Origin of the sequence: Synechococcus sp. MU1611, assembly GCF_020514255.1 — a bacterium.
Taxonomy (GTDB): Bacteria; Cyanobacteriota; Cyanobacteriia; order PCC-6307; family Cyanobiaceae; genus Parasynechococcus.
In genome coordinates this window covers 1-15,386 of sequence record NZ_VTLC01000007.1, presented here as the reverse complement: position 1 = coordinate 15,386, position 15,386 = coordinate 1, and the positions used below count along the sequence as shown (strand labels likewise).

At 55.4% G+C, this 15,386-nt stretch carries 26 protein-coding genes and 1 riboswitch; of the genes, 14 read left to right on the top strand and 12 right to left on the bottom strand.

Annotated features, from left to right (window positions below; translation table 11 throughout):
* Window positions 1-20: 20 nt before the first annotated feature.
* Genes hypB through speB form a run of 3 tightly spaced genes read right to left on the bottom strand, consistent with a single transcriptional unit; the run spans window position 21 to window position 2,340 of the window.
* Window positions 21-725 (bottom strand): hydrogenase nickel incorporation protein HypB, encoded by a 705-nt coding sequence (gene hypB, locus FZZ92_RS11995; RefSeq protein ID WP_166016919.1) that lies wholly within the window; start codon window positions 723-725, stop codon window positions 21-23.
* Between the two features lie 22 nt (window positions 726-747).
* The gene (locus FZZ92_RS11990; protein ID WP_226398491.1) at window positions 748-1,146 is read right to left on the bottom strand and encodes a hydrogenase maturation nickel metallochaperone HypA; all 399 of its coding nucleotides are present in this window, start codon (window positions 1,144-1,146) and stop codon (window positions 748-750) included.
* A 3-nt stretch (window positions 1,147-1,149) separates the two neighbouring features.
* Complete coding sequence (gene speB / locus FZZ92_RS11985; protein ID WP_226398492.1) at window positions 1,150-2,340, bottom strand: agmatinase; 1,191 nt, start codon at window positions 2,338-2,340, stop codon at window positions 1,150-1,152.
* Between the two features lie 26 nt (window positions 2,341-2,366).
* Window positions 2,367-2,467, bottom strand: a riboswitch (guanidine-I (ykkC/yxkD leader).
* 174 nt (window positions 2,468-2,641) lie between these two features.
* Here speB and FZZ92_RS11980 point away from each other — a divergent pair.
* Entirely contained in the window at window positions 2,642-2,806 is a 165-nt protein-coding gene (locus tag FZZ92_RS11980) for a hypothetical protein (RefSeq protein WP_170952119.1), read from the top strand.
* A 135-nt stretch (window positions 2,807-2,941) separates the two neighbouring features.
* On the opposite strand, the gene FZZ92_RS11975 is transcribed toward FZZ92_RS11980, so the two are convergent.
* The 3 genes from FZZ92_RS11975 to FZZ92_RS11965 are packed head-to-tail and all read right to left on the bottom strand — an operon-like array spanning window position 2,942 to window position 3,490.
* Window positions 2,942-3,106, bottom strand: a complete 165-nt coding sequence (locus FZZ92_RS11975) for a hypothetical protein (protein WP_166016636.1) — start codon at window positions 3,104-3,106, stop codon at window positions 2,942-2,944.
* Window positions 3,107-3,123: 17 nt separating this feature from the next.
* A complete protein-coding gene (locus FZZ92_RS11970) occupies window positions 3,124-3,282 on the bottom strand; it encodes a hypothetical protein (RefSeq protein WP_226423297.1) in 159 nt (52 codons plus the stop codon).
* A gap of 40 nt (window positions 3,283-3,322) precedes the next feature.
* Complete coding sequence (locus FZZ92_RS11965; protein ID WP_226398494.1) at window positions 3,323-3,490, bottom strand: hypothetical protein; 168 nt, start codon at window positions 3,488-3,490, stop codon at window positions 3,323-3,325.
* A gap of 240 nt (window positions 3,491-3,730) precedes the next feature.
* Here FZZ92_RS11965 and FZZ92_RS11960 point away from each other — a divergent pair, with 240 nt between their 5' ends.
* The 5 genes from FZZ92_RS11960 to FZZ92_RS11940 all read left to right on the top strand — a co-directional run bounded on the left by FZZ92_RS11960 (window position 3,731) and on the right by FZZ92_RS11940 (window position 6,287).
* A complete protein-coding gene (locus FZZ92_RS11960) occupies window positions 3,731-4,030 on the top strand; it encodes a hypothetical protein (RefSeq protein ID WP_226423296.1) in 300 nt (99 codons plus the stop codon).
* A 212-nt stretch (window positions 4,031-4,242) separates the two neighbouring features.
* Window positions 4,243-4,428, top strand: a complete 186-nt coding sequence (locus tag FZZ92_RS11955) for a hypothetical protein (RefSeq protein WP_115023459.1) — start codon at window positions 4,243-4,245, stop codon at window positions 4,426-4,428.
* Between the two features lie 110 nt (window positions 4,429-4,538).
* Window positions 4,539-4,751: a hypothetical protein gene (locus FZZ92_RS11950; RefSeq protein WP_226423295.1), complete on the top strand. Its 213-nt coding sequence runs from the start codon at window positions 4,539-4,541 to the stop codon at window positions 4,749-4,751.
* 69 nt (window positions 4,752-4,820) lie between these two features.
* A complete protein-coding gene (locus tag FZZ92_RS11945) occupies window positions 4,821-5,486 on the top strand; it encodes an SDR family oxidoreductase (RefSeq protein ID WP_115023455.1) in 666 nt (221 codons plus the stop codon).
* Window positions 5,487-5,501: 15 nt separating this feature from the next.
* On the top strand, window positions 5,502-6,287 hold the full coding sequence (locus FZZ92_RS11940; RefSeq protein WP_226398497.1) for a J domain-containing protein: 786 nt from the start codon (window positions 5,502-5,504) through the stop codon (window positions 6,285-6,287).
* Between the two features lies 1 nt (window position 6,288).
* Here FZZ92_RS11940 and FZZ92_RS11935 read toward each other — a convergent pair whose 3' ends face one another.
* Both FZZ92_RS11935 and FZZ92_RS11930 read right to left on the bottom strand, forming a co-directional pair.
* Entirely contained in the window at window positions 6,289-7,248 is a 960-nt protein-coding gene (locus FZZ92_RS11935) for a hypothetical protein (protein WP_226423294.1), read from the bottom strand.
* 268 nt (window positions 7,249-7,516) lie between these two features.
* On the bottom strand, window positions 7,517-7,621 hold the full coding sequence (locus FZZ92_RS11930; protein ID WP_115023449.1) for a DUF4278 domain-containing protein: 105 nt from the start codon (window positions 7,619-7,621) through the stop codon (window positions 7,517-7,519).
* A gap of 574 nt (window positions 7,622-8,195) precedes the next feature.
* On the opposite strand from FZZ92_RS11930, the gene FZZ92_RS11925 reads away from it, so the two are divergent.
* The 6 genes from FZZ92_RS11925 (at window position 8,196) to FZZ92_RS11900 (ending at window position 11,487) form a co-directional block, all read left to right on the top strand.
* Window positions 8,196-8,387 carry a hypothetical protein gene (locus tag FZZ92_RS11925; RefSeq protein WP_115023448.1) on the top strand — a complete coding sequence of 64 codons (192 nt, stop codon included), beginning with the start codon at window positions 8,196-8,198 and terminating at the stop codon, window positions 8,385-8,387.
* Complete coding sequence (locus tag FZZ92_RS11920; RefSeq protein ID WP_226423293.1) at window positions 8,338-8,607, top strand: ParA family protein; 270 nt, start codon at window positions 8,338-8,340, stop codon at window positions 8,605-8,607. Before FZZ92_RS11925 ends, FZZ92_RS11920 begins: the two co-directional genes overlap by 50 nt.
* A complete protein-coding gene (locus FZZ92_RS11915) occupies window positions 8,559-8,810 on the top strand; it encodes a hypothetical protein (RefSeq protein WP_226423337.1) in 252 nt (83 codons plus the stop codon). The genes FZZ92_RS11920 and FZZ92_RS11915 overlap by 49 nt, the downstream gene beginning before the upstream one ends.
* A 444-nt stretch (window positions 8,811-9,254) precedes the next feature.
* Entirely contained in the window at window positions 9,255-9,407 is a 153-nt protein-coding gene (locus tag FZZ92_RS11910; protein ID WP_226398500.1) for a hypothetical protein, read from the top strand.
* Window positions 9,400-9,609, top strand: coding sequence for a hypothetical protein (locus FZZ92_RS11905; protein ID WP_226423292.1), 210 nt, complete (start codon window positions 9,400-9,402; stop codon window positions 9,607-9,609). The genes FZZ92_RS11910 and FZZ92_RS11905 overlap by 8 nt, the downstream gene beginning before the upstream one ends.
* A gap of 243 nt (window positions 9,610-9,852) precedes the next feature.
* Entirely contained in the window at window positions 9,853-11,487 is a 1,635-nt protein-coding gene (locus tag FZZ92_RS11900; protein ID WP_226423291.1) for an FAD-dependent oxidoreductase, read from the top strand.
* A 2-nt stretch (window positions 11,488-11,489) separates the two neighbouring features.
* Here FZZ92_RS11900 and FZZ92_RS11895 read toward each other — a convergent pair whose 3' ends face one another.
* On the bottom strand, window positions 11,490-11,702 hold the full coding sequence (locus tag FZZ92_RS11895; protein ID WP_226423290.1) for a hypothetical protein: 213 nt from the start codon (window positions 11,700-11,702) through the stop codon (window positions 11,490-11,492).
* A 909-nt stretch (window positions 11,703-12,611) separates the two neighbouring features.
* Here FZZ92_RS11895 and FZZ92_RS11890 point away from each other — a divergent pair.
* Window positions 12,612-12,758, top strand: a complete 147-nt coding sequence (locus FZZ92_RS11890; RefSeq protein ID WP_166016626.1) for a hypothetical protein — start codon at window positions 12,612-12,614, stop codon at window positions 12,756-12,758.
* Window positions 12,759-13,070: 312 nt separating this feature from the next.
* Window positions 13,071-13,244, top strand: coding sequence for a hypothetical protein (locus tag FZZ92_RS11885; RefSeq protein ID WP_226423289.1), 174 nt, complete (start codon window positions 13,071-13,073; stop codon window positions 13,242-13,244).
* Window positions 13,245-14,303: 1,059 nt separating this feature from the next.
* Here FZZ92_RS11885 and FZZ92_RS11880 read toward each other — a convergent pair.
* The 3 genes from FZZ92_RS11880 to FZZ92_RS11870 are packed head-to-tail and all read right to left on the bottom strand — an operon-like array spanning window position 14,304 to window position 14,946.
* Window positions 14,304-14,447, bottom strand: coding sequence for a hypothetical protein (locus tag FZZ92_RS11880; protein ID WP_226398501.1), 144 nt, complete (start codon window positions 14,445-14,447; stop codon window positions 14,304-14,306).
* A gap of 41 nt (window positions 14,448-14,488) precedes the next feature.
* A complete protein-coding gene (locus FZZ92_RS11875) occupies window positions 14,489-14,677 on the bottom strand; it encodes a hypothetical protein (protein ID WP_226423288.1) in 189 nt (62 codons plus the stop codon).
* Window positions 14,674-14,946 carry a DUF2973 domain-containing protein gene (locus FZZ92_RS11870; RefSeq protein ID WP_255614469.1) on the bottom strand — a complete coding sequence of 91 codons (273 nt, stop codon included), beginning with the start codon at window positions 14,944-14,946 and terminating at the stop codon, window positions 14,674-14,676. The genes FZZ92_RS11875 and FZZ92_RS11870 overlap by 4 nt, the downstream gene beginning before the upstream one ends.
* Window positions 14,947-15,386 lie beyond the last annotated feature (440 nt).

Genomic DNA, 15,386 nt, shown 5'->3' with positions numbered 1-15,386 from the left:
AAGACGTTGGATTGATGTGCTCAGGCGGTGGCCAGAGCAGGGGCTGTTGCGGTCCGGCTGGCGAGGGCTTGCCGCACCCAGATGTGCCAGGCATCCAGGCCTTCGCCTGTGAGGGCGGAGACCTCAATCACCGTGGCGTTGGGGTTGATGCTGTGGATGTTGCGGCGGATTGCCGCAACATCCACAGGCAGGTGGGGCAGAAGATCCACCTTGGTGATCAGCACCACATCCGCGTTGCGGAACATCAGGGGGTACTTGAGCGGCTTGTCGTCGCCCTCGGTAACGCTCAGCAACGCCACTTTGTTGTGTTCCCCAACGTCAAATTCCGCCGGGCAGACCAGGTTGCCCACGTTCTCCACGAGCAGCAAATCCAGCGCGGAAGGATCCAGCCGCTGTTGCAGCAACTTCAGGCCACCACTCACCATTGCCGCATCAAGGTGGCAGGCTCTGCCTGTGGTGATGGGGACGACCGGGATGCCAACGGCTTCCAAGCGGTCGGCATCCAGTTGGGTGGTCATGTCGCCTTCCAGCACGGCCATGCTGAGTTCGCGAGCCAAAGCTGGAAGGGAACGCTCGAGCAAGGCGGTTTTGCCGGCGCCCGGGCTGCTCATCAGGTTGAGGCAAAGCAGATCCCAGCTCTGGAAATGCTCGTTGTTGTGTTCGGCCTGATGGGTGTTGGCTGCAAGCAGGTTGAGGCCGAGGGTGTCCTCAAGAGGCATATGCATGGCAAAAAAGGGGGTATTGGTTTCAGCGCTGACGCTGGATTGGAACGGACTCAAGGGCAGCAGCGGCATCGCTGCGGTAATCGATGCTGCGGATGCGTAATTCCCTACCGCTGACGATCTCCTCTAGCGGGTGATCGCAGCAGGGAGAGCGGTAGGCGTTTTCGGGCACGGGGTCGTAGGTGTCATTGCAGATCAAGCAGCGGCCCACAAAGGGGATTTCCGTGATCGTGAGCCGGGATCCATCCAGCCAGGTTCCTTGCACTGCAGCGTTGTAGGTGGTCACCAGCTGATCGGGTTCAACGCAGGTGAATCGCCCAACATCGAGGTGAACGGTTTCGACCATCGCAGAGGTGTCCTCGCGACGGTTTCGCCATTCATTCAGGGAGATCAGCAGGCACTTGGTCATGTCGACTTCATGCATGGCCTATCTCCACTTCTGATCAACGTTCATGTTGCAGGTATCGCTGATCCAATCCGGCTTCTCTTTGCGGGGCAACTGACCGCTCACCACAAGGTGAGCCATGGTGTCGCAAATCACACGGGTAGCCATCAGGGAGGTCATGTCACTGATGTCGTAAGGCGGTGATACCTCAACAATTTCCAGACCGCAGACGGGAACGTTTCGCACGATCAGCTCGAGCAGCTTGAGGGCTTCCCGCGGCATCAGTCCACCCGGCTCGGGCCAGCCAGTTCCCGGCACGAAGCCGGCATCGATGCAGTCAATGTCGAAGGAGATGTAAACGCAGTCCGTGCCATCAGTGGCTCGCTCAATGGCGTACTGGGCTGCGGCTTCCAGCCCCATTTCGGTGATGTCGGTCACCGTGAGCACATTGGTGCTCCGCTCCCTACAGACCTTGACTCCTTCCCGAGGCACTTGCCAGCCACCAATGCCCAGCTGCACCAGATTTTCTGCCGGCGCATTGGCCATGTTTGTGGCATGGAACCACGGGCAGGTGTGCATCCGCTCGTCCAGGTCGATCTCCTGGGTGTCGACGTGGCGATCGAAATGGATGATCCCCACTTTTTTGTCGCCGAGATGACGGCAGACCCCACGCACCGTGGGGAAACCGATCGAGTGGTCGCCACCGAGGATGATCGGGAAGGCGCCGCTTGAAAACACGTGGGCGATGCCTTTGGAGATCTGGTCGAAGCTCTTTTCGTTGTTCGCCGGGATCGTGAAGATGTCACCCACATCGCAGAGGGTGATTTGTTCGCGCAGGTCCACCCCCATTTCGTAGTTGTAAGGGGTGTAAAGCGCTGAAATTCGTCGAATGCCTTGAGGGCCGAAGCGCGTTCCGGGCCGGTAGGTGGTGCCGCAGTCGTGGGGAACGCCAACGATGGCGACGTCGTAGTTGCCCACTTGGTTCACGTCTTCCAAGTAGGGCGCCTTCATAAAGGTGTTGATGCCGGCGAAATGCGGCAGCTCACCTCTGGAGAAGGTGGAGATGTTGCGGTCAACAATGCTTTCGGCTGCTTCGAGCCCGAAGCGTTTGGCCTGGTCAACTTCTTGCTGCCAGCCGGTGAGTGGAAGTTTGCGTTCTTTTTCGAGTGCCTGGATGCCTTCGCTGGGATGCGAACGCTGGAAGGCCCCCGAGGGGTCCGATGGGGATGGCATCAAACAAGGGAGTGTGCGTTAGGGCGGTCTCCCGGGCTTTTATCCCTCCGTGCAACCGGCAAAGCCGGTGGAAACCTCTTGGACCAGGCATCCCTGTGTGGAGATCGGAACCCTAGGTTTCATCCGCAATTTCACTGTCTGCGGCTTTGATGCTCTTCGGAGTGTGAACCGCTACAAATGATTGGTGTGGCTGGTTGTGCAGAACGATTCGGTTGAGTAACAACAGCTGCTAACAGCAGGTAACAACCCGAATCGGTGCATCAATCACCTTCCTTAGCGTTGTTCAACAAGAATGATTGCTGTGAGTGAATCTTTCGGAGGTCTGCCCAACAAAGAGTTGAGTTCTGGTGTGTCGCAATGGTGGCGTGAACGGGTTCAACACCTGATTGATTGCGGGCGGGCTGAAGACGCCCGGTGTCTGTATTTGGAGTTCGGCGAAGACAGCGCAGGAAGCCTGAACCTCTGAAGACCACGCATGAAAAAGGAGGGTTCCCTAAGCCCTCCCGGAGTCGACGCATTACCCCTCACCGGGGTGCACTTAGTGTTACGTACTGAACAAAGTGGCGCTGTAAGTGTTGATACCTATTCTTGATTGCGTGGATCAACCTAAGGATTGTTCTTGGCGCCGCAGGGTCTCATAGGCCTGCCAAAGGCCTTCTACTTCTGAGCACACCTCCTGACGATTGCAGACGCGATAACGGCCCTGGCCGATGGCATCAATTGTTGTGCCCTTGGAGGTGGCGCAGATGCGACTGATGTTCGCCATGGAAATCCTTCGTTGGATCAAGGATCTACAGCCACGCGGGTTCCCCTTGCACGCTTGTTTTGCACTTCTAAATCTCTTTGGTGAAAGAAAAGAGCCATGGCTATTAGGAGTGCCGTGATGCCTCCGTTGTGATTGATCTGCACATCAGCGTCGAGCCAAAAAAGAAACCGGGCCATGCCCGGTTTCTTTGATGTTTGTGAGTTGCGTACAGATCGCTCAGGCTTTTGAGGGTTTGGTGGTGAGTGCAGCAGACATGGCTGTGGCCAGGAGCATGCATCCGGCGACGGCGAGGAAGCCCATGGTTCGGGAAAGAATTTCCCAGCCATCATTTCCACAGATGGCGTCAGCTTTTGTTGCTGTTGTCACGGAATCCGGAAGATCCATCCTTGTGGCCGTCCTCGGTCGTTTTTAGAGGCATGTCCTGGCGGTCTAGGCATGAGGAGCACAGCAATTTCCCCTTGTTGCGCCAGTAGGCCTCCATCGATCGTTCGATGCGCATCGAGCATCCCTCACAGCGAAATAACGGCATCGACGATTTCTCGACGCCGCCCTTCTAACGCAATGGCCCTGCCGAACCGGTGTTCTCTGTGACGATGGGTGTGCTTCCGCCGCCCCAGCGTTGTGATGCAGCCAGTGCGTGTGTTGCTGCTGATCCTGATTTCGCCTGTTGCCTTTGGGGCAACGGCGTTCCAGCCCTTAGACCGTGTGGACGGTTGGTTGATCGAGCGCCGTTTGGATGACATGCAGGAGCCGATCTGCCGTGCATCTATGCCAGGGCATGGCACCTGGTTCTCGGCAAGGGTCCGGTTGGATCCAGATGATTTGGTTGTTGTGCCTGCCGGACTGCAACGACCTAATGAAGCTGCGCTGATCGCTGTTCGTGAGGCCCTCCAGCGCTGTCGCGACAGTCTTCTTTATCTCTGAGCCGATAAAGCTTTGTGGCTGGTGGTGCTGCCGCGGTGAAATCAGGCTATGAAAACAGTGTCGGCCTTTGTAAAAAAAACGTCGACTCCTCACACCACCTGAGCCTCCGTTAACCGCGGGGGCTTTTTCTTGCCCCAATCCCGAACTACACCTTTTGATTCTGTGCTCAGCAAAAGTTTTGCGGTTGTGATGTTTTTAACGACATTTGTCTGATGTATTGCATCGAGAGGCTTGATTCAGGGGGGCAATGGATTCAGGAGATCTGCTTCAAAACGGAGTTCAAAGCCTTTGTGAATGCCCGTACCAAATCACGTGCCACCTTGAAGACCTATCGCGTGGTTCATGCCACCTGGAATCAGGTGGTCACCGTTGTGCAGGGATCGGCTGAATCCTTTTGAATGGCTTTGATTTGGTGTCTTCAGTGCCGCTGTGATCCCGAAGACATCAGGTCACTTCTTGGGATGGGGGATGTCCTGAGCCATAACCAGTGGCCTCGAGGACTTTGGCCATGATTCTCACGCGCTATCTCAGTAGCGAAGGTTGGGTGGAGGAGTGTTCCCATGCTCACGCTTTTGAGGCCTACATCGACGCACGACGTCGCTGTGTTCTTCGAGGCTGCCCGTATTTGCTCGTCAATGCGGAGACCGGCGGCACAGTTTCGGTCCTAACGGTGAAGCAGTGTTTGCATCAGTACGGCGTTGATGGTGATCTATCCGATTAATCGAATCGTTTGATCTCTTCGGTGGATCGATGGAAGAGCCGGCAGGATGGCGGTGGCTGAAATTTCCCCATGTCGACGTTCCTGGTCACCGGCGCGAACCGTGGGATCGGGTTGGAATACTGCCGTCAGCTCAAGGCCCGGGGCGAGGAGGTGGTGGCGGTCTGCCGTCAAAGCAGTGATGAATTGGAGCATCTAGGGGTGCGTGTTGAAGCGGGCCTTGAACTGAGTGACAGCCAATGCATCGATGATCTGGTGCACCGCTTGACGGGCTTGCCGCTTGATGGCGTCATCCTCAATGCCGGAATCCTGCAGTCGATGCGGTTGGCCGATCTGGATCCCACGGGAATCCTTCGGCAGTTTGAGGTGAATGCCCTTGCTCCTCTGCTGCTCGCCCGGGCTTTGCTGAATCAGATGCCCCGTGGTGCCAAGTTGGTGTTGATGACCAGCCGTATGGGCTCCATCGATGACAACACATCTGGAGGTTCCTATGGCTATCGGATGTCGAAGGTGGCCCTCAATATGGCCGGAAAATCATTGGCGATCGATCTGGAGCCACTCGGCATCGCCGTTGCAATTTTGCATCCTGGATTGGTGCGTACTCGGATGATCCAGTTCAATCCAAGCGGTATTCACCCGGAGCAGGCGGTGGAGGGTCTGTTGGCACGGATTGATGCCTTGACCATGGCCAACAGCGGCAGCTTCTGGCATGCCAATGGTGAGCTGTTGCCGTGGTGAGACGGGAGAAACGCTTTGGGTTTTGATCCGCGTCACTGGTCTGGCGGACGTTCTGAACAACGGGTTACCAGCAATGTTGAGGCGTTGCTGGCGGAGAACGATGCCCTTCGACGTGAGGTCTTGCGGCTCAACCGTGAGTTGGACCGACTGCAGCGGCAGCAACGCCAACGCTTCCGAACCGAAACGACTTCCCACCGCTCTTGGAGCGAGCCATCGGCCCAAGCTCCGCCGCGCATCAGCAGCCACCAGGTGCAGGCTTGGGGGCAGTCCCTTGCACAGCAGCCGGGATGGAGTGTCCTGCGTCAGCGCGGCTTGGAGTCTTTGATTGATCAGCTCAACCGCAGCAGTTTTCCCTCTCATCTGACCCTTGAACAGCGACTCGATCGTCTGGTGCCTGGTTTAGGCACTGATCTTCGGGTAGCGGTTGGATCCAAGGCGAGCAAACAAACAACGGCAGTCTTGGCGGCGTTTGCGATGTTCGGCGTTCGGGCCAGCGAGTGGCTCGATGAGGATCCACGACGGGTGGTTGAACAGCTGCGTCAGCACCAGGAACAATTCAGCTCTAAGCGGCAGGGACGTCGCACGCGAAGTGATCAAAGGCGAACAGATCGTGTGGACTTTGGACATCCCCGTGATCCACGGATTGCAGCTTTAGATGTCCTCGGGTTGGACGCCAACGCGTCACTCACCGAGATCAAGCAGGCTCACCGAAAATTGGTGAAACAGCACCATCCCGACCTTGGCGGTTCGGCAGAGGCTTTTCGCCGTGTTAATGAAGCGTATCAACGCTTGGTGAACTAACTCAGCTCCACCAGGCCTTTTGGATGTTTGTTAGTGGTGTGTCTGCATACTTGAAATAGTCAAGGTCGATGAGCGGGTCGACATTGCAGGCTTTGCCTCTGTTGATTGCCTGAGCGATACGCTCAATTCCATCGTCGGCTGAGAGCGCTCTCCCAAATTTGTCGGCGCCGTAGAAGCTATGCAGCAACCCAGTTTCCAAGATGCTGATTGCTCCAATAAATCCAAGGGTTGCTCCCTCTGAGCGGCTTGAGGAAGCCATGAATGCTGTGACTTCCAATTCTCCGATGGGGGTGGTGTCATACCCAGCAATCAGATGGATCCAGTCGTGATGCGCGAGTGCTGCGTTACCGGCACCGAGTTCACCGGGAAGTTTGAATCCTCTTGATTGGTAAAACTCCCAGAGACTGCGTCCAAGGCTGCCCTGGGAACAGTTTTTGAGGTTGTCCCAGCGTGCAAACTCATCAGGATCAGCCGTGACACATACGCCATAGGCATGATCACCGTATTTTTTCAAGAGATCCTGAAAGACAGGATCGCTTTGATCATCGCCTTCTCCGATCCAGTTGCAGCGGTAAAAATCTGTTGTTGCCTGGGTGATGGCGTTGTGTGCCAATTCCCTGGCGAGGTTCAGGATCTCGCTGTTGATGTTCAGTGCGTTGGCCCAATGATCAATGTCCCTACTCAACGTCTCCGGGATCGGATTGCAAAGCATTTCGAAGGCGATCAGCAGTTCCAACAGCTCTTGGCGCTCCGATGCTTGCGTCAACGTCTCTGCCAACGTTTCAACCTCAATTCCGGGATGGCCGGAGAAGTCAATCTCAGCGTCAAGCAGCTTCAGGAAAAGGGTGTGGGCAAGGTCCTGTTGAAAAGACGTGTACCAGTGGCCTTCAACTCTGTGGACTTGCACCAGTGCTGATGCAAGGAGATTGGCTTGTTCGTGCGAATTATGAATTAGGAACATCGTTCCAGCACGCCTTGAAGAAACCAATGCTTAGCGATGGATCGCGACTTCTGAGCGGTCTTGTCCGATGATTGAGATCAAGTTGGGGTGATTGCATGCCAGTGGAATTTGGGGTCGTCTGCATCGGTGCAGGCATCGCTATCGGTATCTCCTTGGGTGTGGCGGTTTGGTTTGAACGTTGGAAAGCCAAGCAGCCTGATCCCACGACGAAACAGCCATAAAAAAAGCCCCGCCTAAGCGGGACTTGATCGAGCGTTTTGTGCTGTTGTCAGCGAGCGACTTTCTGACCGCGATAAACGAGAACAGAACGCTGGTTGCTGGAAGCAGCTGCGTTGTTCTTGGTGTACTTCTGGCCGCGATAGGTCAGGGTCATGATGGGTTCCTCGAAGCAAGCTCAGGTCCCCGTTCCATGGCCTGAATCGAACTGCGCCTCGCCTAAGGCGGGGTGAACGTAGTTGCGTAGCTGTTGCTACACAACCTTTATAGAGGCGATATCAACCCACGTGTCGTTCGCGCTGTTACACAGCTGCAATTTTGTTTAGCCCAGGCCTGAATAACCCCGCTTGGATGCATTCCAGCGGTTTTCATTCAATTGCTTCCGCGCCCGTTTGGCGGTGTATGCACCGGGCGAGGTTTGAGTTGCGGCGTTTTTTGAGCCGCCTTGGTGATGGTCTGCAACAGAGTGGGGTAGGCAGTGGTTTGCGTCATCTCAGCGTTTCAGGAATTGATTTCATCTTGTCGCTGCTTGGAGTGACGGAATGATGGATCGGCTACCGATCTGGCGGTTCAAGCTCTGACGGTTTGTTCTGGACTCAAAGCTTCCATTAACTTGTTGTCATGGTGAACAGTTCGCACGCAATCAAGTGTTCTTTGATGCTTACTTAGTGTGAAGCTGCTAGCGCCTTAAGCCTCCGTTCGTACCGTGTAAGCACACTGTTTTAGATGTCATGAAAAGCTCTCAGAGCAAAGATGATTGGGTGAAGGCACAGCAACACAAGCTTCATAAGCCCATTGATGTGGACACATTGATGTGGGTGCGAAACCGCTTAATGCGCTTGGAAGTGGAGGCGCGTTGGGCCGACCGCATTTGTGTGTTTGAGGAGTTCTTTCCTAACGACGCGATCATTCCGCGCATTTGAACGAATTCTGTTGTTGACTTTTTTGGGCCAAAAGGGAGGTGTGGCAAAAACCTGCAGCAGTCATCATCTGGCCTCTGTATGGGCTCAACAGGGCATGTCGGTGTGTGTTGTTGACGCGGATCGCAACCGCTCCGCAACCGCCTCTTCGCCCGAGGAATTCTCCCGTTTGAGGTGGTTCCAGCCGAGGCTGCAGCGAAAGCCACGCGCCATGCCTACGTGATCATCACGGAGGGTCAAGCCAGAAGCCATGAAGATGAACTCAACAATCTCTCAGCAGGTGCCGTCGAATTCACGGTTGAACTCTCCTCAATGCTGCGGCAGATGGGCACCATGCATACCGCGTTGTTGGTGAAGGTGGATCGTCGTCAACAACAGTTTGCTCAGGATGCGAGCCAACTCTTGGATGGTTTTGGGTCGATGTGATGCAGGCAGCAATCCGCCTGTTGACTGCGTTTGAAAAAGCAGAGGTGGCGGGTCGGCCTATGGCCAGGCGACTGTTCAGATCCGTGAACGCTTGTATGGCGATCACCCACGGCGTCGGTTGCCGATCGAACAGACAGGCCAATCGGTTGCCGCAATCATTACTCCAGTTGAATGTTTGGTGATGGGCCGTAGTTCCTGGGTGAAAAATCCGACCCGTTGTTCAGCTGCTTCAACCTGGCAGTCCAATGATTTATCTGCCTCTTCAGCGCAACCTGCGGTGAAGTCCTCCCGATCTGCTGCCGTGCTCAACGCGAGCTCCTCTGGTGAAAACGCATGATCGAAACCGTTGTGATGCTTGCGATCGGCTTGTCCATGGCCGGCGTTGTTCTAGGAACTCTCACCACTGACCAGTCGGTTTAAGTTCAGACGTCGTCGCTGCTTTTGATGCCAGGTCTTTTCGCCTTCATGCTCGGGCAGCTGGAGATCAGCAATCTCACCGCTGTCTTTCTGGCTTTGGTGGCGTTGGTGTTTGTGGGTAGCTTCGCTGTGGTGTCGTTGCAGACCGGCGAGCTGATCAAACCTCCTAAAAATGATTGAGTCGCTCTTGGTCAACGGTCAGCAGGTCGTGCTGAAGGTGCCAAGCGACCGTGTGGTTGCTGAGCGGGTGGTGCGTCACATTCAACGGCGTATTCATGAGGACGACTGGAGGCCCTACACCTGCAAAGCCGATGCACTGCGGGCATGGGTCCGCTTGGGAGGCATCCGAGTGCAGGTTCTGCACGCCTTGAAATTGGTCTGATGACGAGCTGAATTTCAGAACGATCCCAGCAACTGAGTCATCGCTGCCGCTGCACCGATCCCCCCGAAGAACAACACCAAGGGAAGAAGAACAGGCCAGCGTGCGCTTGTGTCGGGATTCATCGGATGGTTTTGAACATGCGAGACAACGCTATTGAGCCGTTCTGCTCAGTGACGATGGCGACCGTTGCCGGCCTCAGAGCTCCATGATGCGGAGACGGTTCATTCGATCTCTGAAGGTTCGATGCCTGAGCAATCCATGGTCACCCAGGCTGAGTCCTCCCATGTCGTGGTGATCGGTGCTGGCTGGGCGGGCTGGGGTGCTGCGAAAGCCCTCTGTGAAGCAGGCATGCGGGTCACCCTGATCGATGGGATGGCGGATCCAACAGGTCGTACGCCAACGCGCACCGCAACTGGCAAACCTTTTGAAGCCGGTACCCGTGGTTTCTGGAGGGATTACCCCAACATCAATGCGCTGACCCATGAGCTCGAGCTCGAGCATGTGTTTACCGACTTCACGACCAGTGCCTTCTGGTCTCCCGATGGTTTGGAGGCCACCGCACCGGTGTTTGGTGATGGGTGGCAGCTCCCCAGTCCCTTGGGGCAGGCCATGGCCACGGTTAAGAACTTCAAGCGCCTTCCAGTTGCCGATCGATTGAGTATCGCCGGGCTTCTGGTGGCGATGCTTGATCTCAATCGCAGTGAGGCAACATTCCGGCGTTATGACGCCATCGATGCGCTGACGCTGTTCCGCCAACTGAAGATCAGTGAGCGGATGATCAATGAGTTTTTGCGTCCGATTCTTCTGGTGGGGCTGTTCAAGCCACCCGAAGACTTATCCGCTGCCGTCACCATGGAGCTGCTCTATTACTACGCCTTGGCGCATCAGGACTCCTTCGATGTGCGCTGGATTCGTTCTGGGACCATCGCAGAGCGGTTGATCGCTCCATTGGCGGAACGCTTGCTGGACCGTTGTCAGCTCAGAGTTCAGGGCGGCACGCTGGCAACTTGTCTCAATCTCGATCACCAGGCAGCCGCGATCCAGTCTGTGGAGGTCCGTTCGCCCGCAACGGGACGAACAAGTGTGATCAACGATGTCGATGCGGTTGTTCTGGCGGTGGGTTCCAAGGGCATGAATGCTCTGATGGAGCAGTCGCCGTTCTGTGCGGGAGCCCTACCGGAGCTGGTGGCTGCCGGCACATTGGGCGCGATTGATGTGGTGTCGGTGCGGTTGTGGCTGGATCGCTATGTCGCAGTCGACGATCCCGCCAATGTCTTCTCGCGCTTTGCGCCATTGCAGGGTTCGGGTGCCACCTTCTTCATGCTCGACCAGCTGCAGAAAGGGGATGAAACGGATCTCTGGGGTGGTCGTACTCCTCAGGGGTCCGTCGTTGCCAGCGACTTCTACAACGCCACAGCGATTGCGGCGCTGAATGATCAAGAGATCGTCGACACCCTGATGAAAGAGCTTCTGCCGCAGGCGGTGCCGGGTTTTCGGTTGGCGCGGGCTCTGGAGTTTGAGGTGCGGCGTTACCCGGGTTCGGTGTCGTTGTTCTCACCTGGCAGTTTCAGCCAACGTCCGCCGCTGCAAACATCGTTGCCATCCGTGGTCTGCGCTGGCGACTGGGTGCGGATGGGAGAACGGGAGCACGGTGCCAAGGGACTGTGCCAGGAACGCGCCTATGTCTGCGGCCTTGAGGCAGCCAATGCCTTGATGCGGAGTGGTGTGCTCAAAGGAATGGATCGCGCGACGAGTCGAGAGCATGAAGTGCTTCCGATTCGTCCCGAAGAGCCCCAAGTGCTGCTGGGGCGGGCGATGAACAAACTCGTGATGGATCCGTTGGAGGCTTTCGGCATCCGGTTGCCTTGGATGCCCTGAGCTCAGAAATTCAGCTGACCGGAGAGCCAAAGTTCCTGCCAAGACCCTTGGGCTGCAGCACTTAACGCCATGAAGATGGTCACGCTGATGCCGCCCAGGGTTAGACCCACCCCCATCATGATCAGGGCGGTTAGCCCTTCTGCCTGGGTGAGTGGTTGCTTGTCGAGAAAGCGACGCTTGGCCATGGCTGCGGATCCGATGCTCCCGTTCTGCATCGGCCTTCGGGGTCTTGGCAACTGGCCTTATCACTCATTTATGCAGAGTTGATGCAACATCCGATGGTTGGGGTCTGAGCGAGGAATCGCAGCGAGGCTTCGCTTTCAGATCTGCGCTTGACGTCGCCCCAGAGGGTTTCATCATGCAGCTATGACAGGTTTGATCTGTGGCATGACAGCCCTGTGGCTCCACTCTTGGTGGTGTTGCAGAACAACCAATTCGCCGGCGGTCAAACGAAGCTGGCCCTATCCGCGTTCTTGGAAAAACAGCTCTGATCTCTACGCAAGGCCCTGTCGTCGACATCGCCATCTCAGAGCGCGCACCCAATTGACTGCCCGCAGTCGCCGCTTCGCCGCTGCACCCTGAAGCGCGTGAAAGCCTCCGTTTTTTGCTTGGCTCCGCTTTGGTTTAAGTGAGCGATGAGAACCTCAGTTCAAAGACCTTGCTGGGCTCGTGTAAAGCATGGATTTTCACAGGCAACATTGCGGGTCGTTGTTGTTTCCATCGTGTCCAAGGTCGTTGGGATTGAGGAGCGACCTCGGCTTGGCGTGAGATCTGCACTGATGTCGCCTCTTTGATCTGGGCTTGCTGCTCCAGTTCGGCACTGAGGAAGAGTCCTGCAAGGGAAACCATCAGGATTGTCAGGATTGCTGCGAAGAGATACATGGTCGACCGAGCAATGGCTTGTTCCTGTTCCTTGCTCAGGTCGCTCATGGTCTCGGCCAAGATCTGACAGAGGTGTATCAGTCCAAACTCTTGGCTGCGATTACAGAGAATGTCGTTTTGTGTGCCGACCTGAAGTCGACGTCGTTCGTCGCAGACGCGTTTAGGCAATTTCACCCTTAGTCACAGCCTTGGTAGCTTTCGTTACTGAAAGTCGTTAAGATTCTTAATCCGGCGCTTACAGCTTGAACGGCAGCCAATCGATCGAGGTCATCAGAGAGAAGCGTCGTCAGCAGCTGATGGGTCTGTCGTTTGTGGCTGCAGCGGTTGGTGTGCTGACGCTTTTGACGATGCGTCTTGGCTCCTGTTGTTCCTGGTTCGGCACGCACTGACCGCTATTGGCCTCGATTAGAGGGCTTCTGCTCGTCCCCTAGATCTGGTGTTTTTTGAGGGTAGACCCGCCTCTGAGGGCTAATGGCACTAGATGTGGTGTCTCCCGTCTTGCTTGTTGATGCAGGGCCGGTATCTTTCGGAAGTTCCCCATCACCTGGCTCCAGTCCGTTCGGCTGGGGCTTTTTTGTTGTCCAGCACAGAAAGCTGTAACCATGCAAACCAATCTCCAATTTTCTTAAGTGACAAGGGTCGGGTTTGCCGGTGCCTACCAGGCTGGGTTCCTTAGCTTGTTGCCCCCTAGACGGCTCTTGATGTCCCCCGCAGAGCTATCGAGCATCAAATGGGAGCAGGATGGGGAGATGTCTGCCCAAGACACGTGGATGCTTGTGAAAAAGCTCACCAAGGTGGAGGAGCAAGACAAGGCATCCAGCCTGTTGCATTTGTCGTCGAAACACAGCCACTCCAAGCGATCCAACCGTCGCTGATTTGAATCTTGCTAATCAGCGCTGGGGTTTCTGGCCGCTGCTGCCACTTGGCTATCAGTTGCAGGAAAAGGTCTGAGGGGCTTGTCCCTGAGTTGTCCCTGGAATTTTGTGCAACTGGGTATGTTTATGAGCAACTCGCGGAAATGCGGAGGCTCGATTTAGTTCGACTCCTATGCGATTAGGGGGCTGCCGTGACGAACGATCGAGGTCACTTCGTTAGTGGTCGCGTCAACCACCATGTAGGTACACATCAGCGCCTTCGACTTTGTGCGGGCACACAGGTAAGCCTTGAATTCTGTTTGGAAGTAGAGCTCCTTGACCCAACGGTCGGGAGCTTCTTGCTTGATGACGTTGTACACGGCTATTGCCTGGACCCTTGCTCTAGCAATGCCTTTGATGCATCAGTCCAATCCAAGGAATTTCTGCTGTTTACGCACCAACACTTATCCAACGAGTCGGTCATCCTCAGCCAGGATCGCTCTCCCTTTTGAAATCCCCCGCACATCGCCTGAAGGTCAGGGCTTTCGTAAACCACTCGATAGAGCTTGAAAGTATCCAGCGATTTAGCTCGGGCGTTTGTGAACGCTTTGAACTCAGATTCGAAGCACTGCTCCTTAAACCATATGTCGGGACCATCGCTTCGTTCAACGCAGAACATCTTCTGAACCTCTGAGGCACACAGTTTGGTGAAGGCAGATCTGCTTGCTTGCTATCTCCAAATGAGGTTCGGGATTATGTCTTCAGCTGGCGACTAGTGAAAAATGGTTCCAGTCAACTTCTGTTGTCCAGCTCGTCGATGGCACATGATGCTCATGGGCCGAACATTCGTGTGAACACCCTTACGAAATCATTGTTCAGCTGTAAGACCGCAGTCATCCTTGCGGGGATGAAGCTGGCGACATTGCTGTCGTACTTGGCCTGACCCTTGCAGGGCTTCTTCCCCAGTGGTTTCCGCACAGGGGTAAGCCTGCATCAGGCGCCCAGCTAATTTCCTTCTGCCATGTAGGAGATATGGAAGTCTCTGGCGCTGGGGCTGTTCAAACAAAACGTGATAGACCTTTAGCCGTCGACCTCCTTAGATCTCGGATCGTTCTCTTTGTATCTCGGCAGGTCGGTGGGCTGTGCCAGCACGTAGACGACCGCTGCAGAGATCACTACGGTGACCACGATGAGAGCAGTGATGGCTGCGGAATAGTCAGTCACGCTTCGACCTCTGCCTTCTCATCAGCTTTGTTATGAGCTTCTTAGGAAGTTGCTTCAACTGATTTGTCGCGAGGGCAGCCATTAGCGTTGGAGACATTGGCAAAAGCAGCAATAACCATGATCGCGATGATCATGGCGCCTCCAAAAAAGGCCACATTTGGATGACGATTCACGTGGGGCTGACCTGTGAGTTTGCGGACCCTACTGGTTATCCAGTATTTGATGCTCAAGCCTCAGGCAGAAACACACCTTCATCGGAGAAGCGAACAGCCCAAAGCTGTTCGTTAGTCACTTCACCGTTCTCATCGAGAAGTTCTGGATGTGTGGTTTTGAGACCTGTTCGGTCATTCGACGCGCTGGCTTGAGAGGCAGACGTCGGGCGCATCATCCGAAAAGCTTGCAGAAGCAGACACGTCAAGACAGCTGCGTAAGCGAGTGGGAAAAGACCTGCGAACACTGTTTTCTCGTCAAGATGTAATGAAACGTTAACCGCTGCCATCGCTGGCTGCGGCCCCTCATTCATCCAGCTTCGGCCTCTGTTTCCTCTTATGCCTCGGCACGAAGGAAGCTCTTTTGTTGAGGTGATTCAAGTCAATTACCAGGGGATGCATTCCTCTTCTGCTCATTGTTGAGTCCTCCGATGCAGATCTCGCTTTGTGGTCTTTCGGCCCCTCCTCGTGAAACGAATCTTTCACTCATATGAGAAGCCTGATACCTCTGCATGGGGATAGTCAGGTGATGAAGTAAGGATGGCCTCTTGTTGTTGAGGTCGGAACCTTGGGTCTGTAGACCCAACAAAAAGCCCCCTCGATAGAGGGGGCTTTCCGATTCAGTTGATCTGAATCGTTTGATCTGTTCCAGAAGGAACAGGTTGATTCCAGATCAACCGATGGCAGGAGCCTGCAGAGCCACAGGAGTGGACTCAGCAGCAGCCAGGTC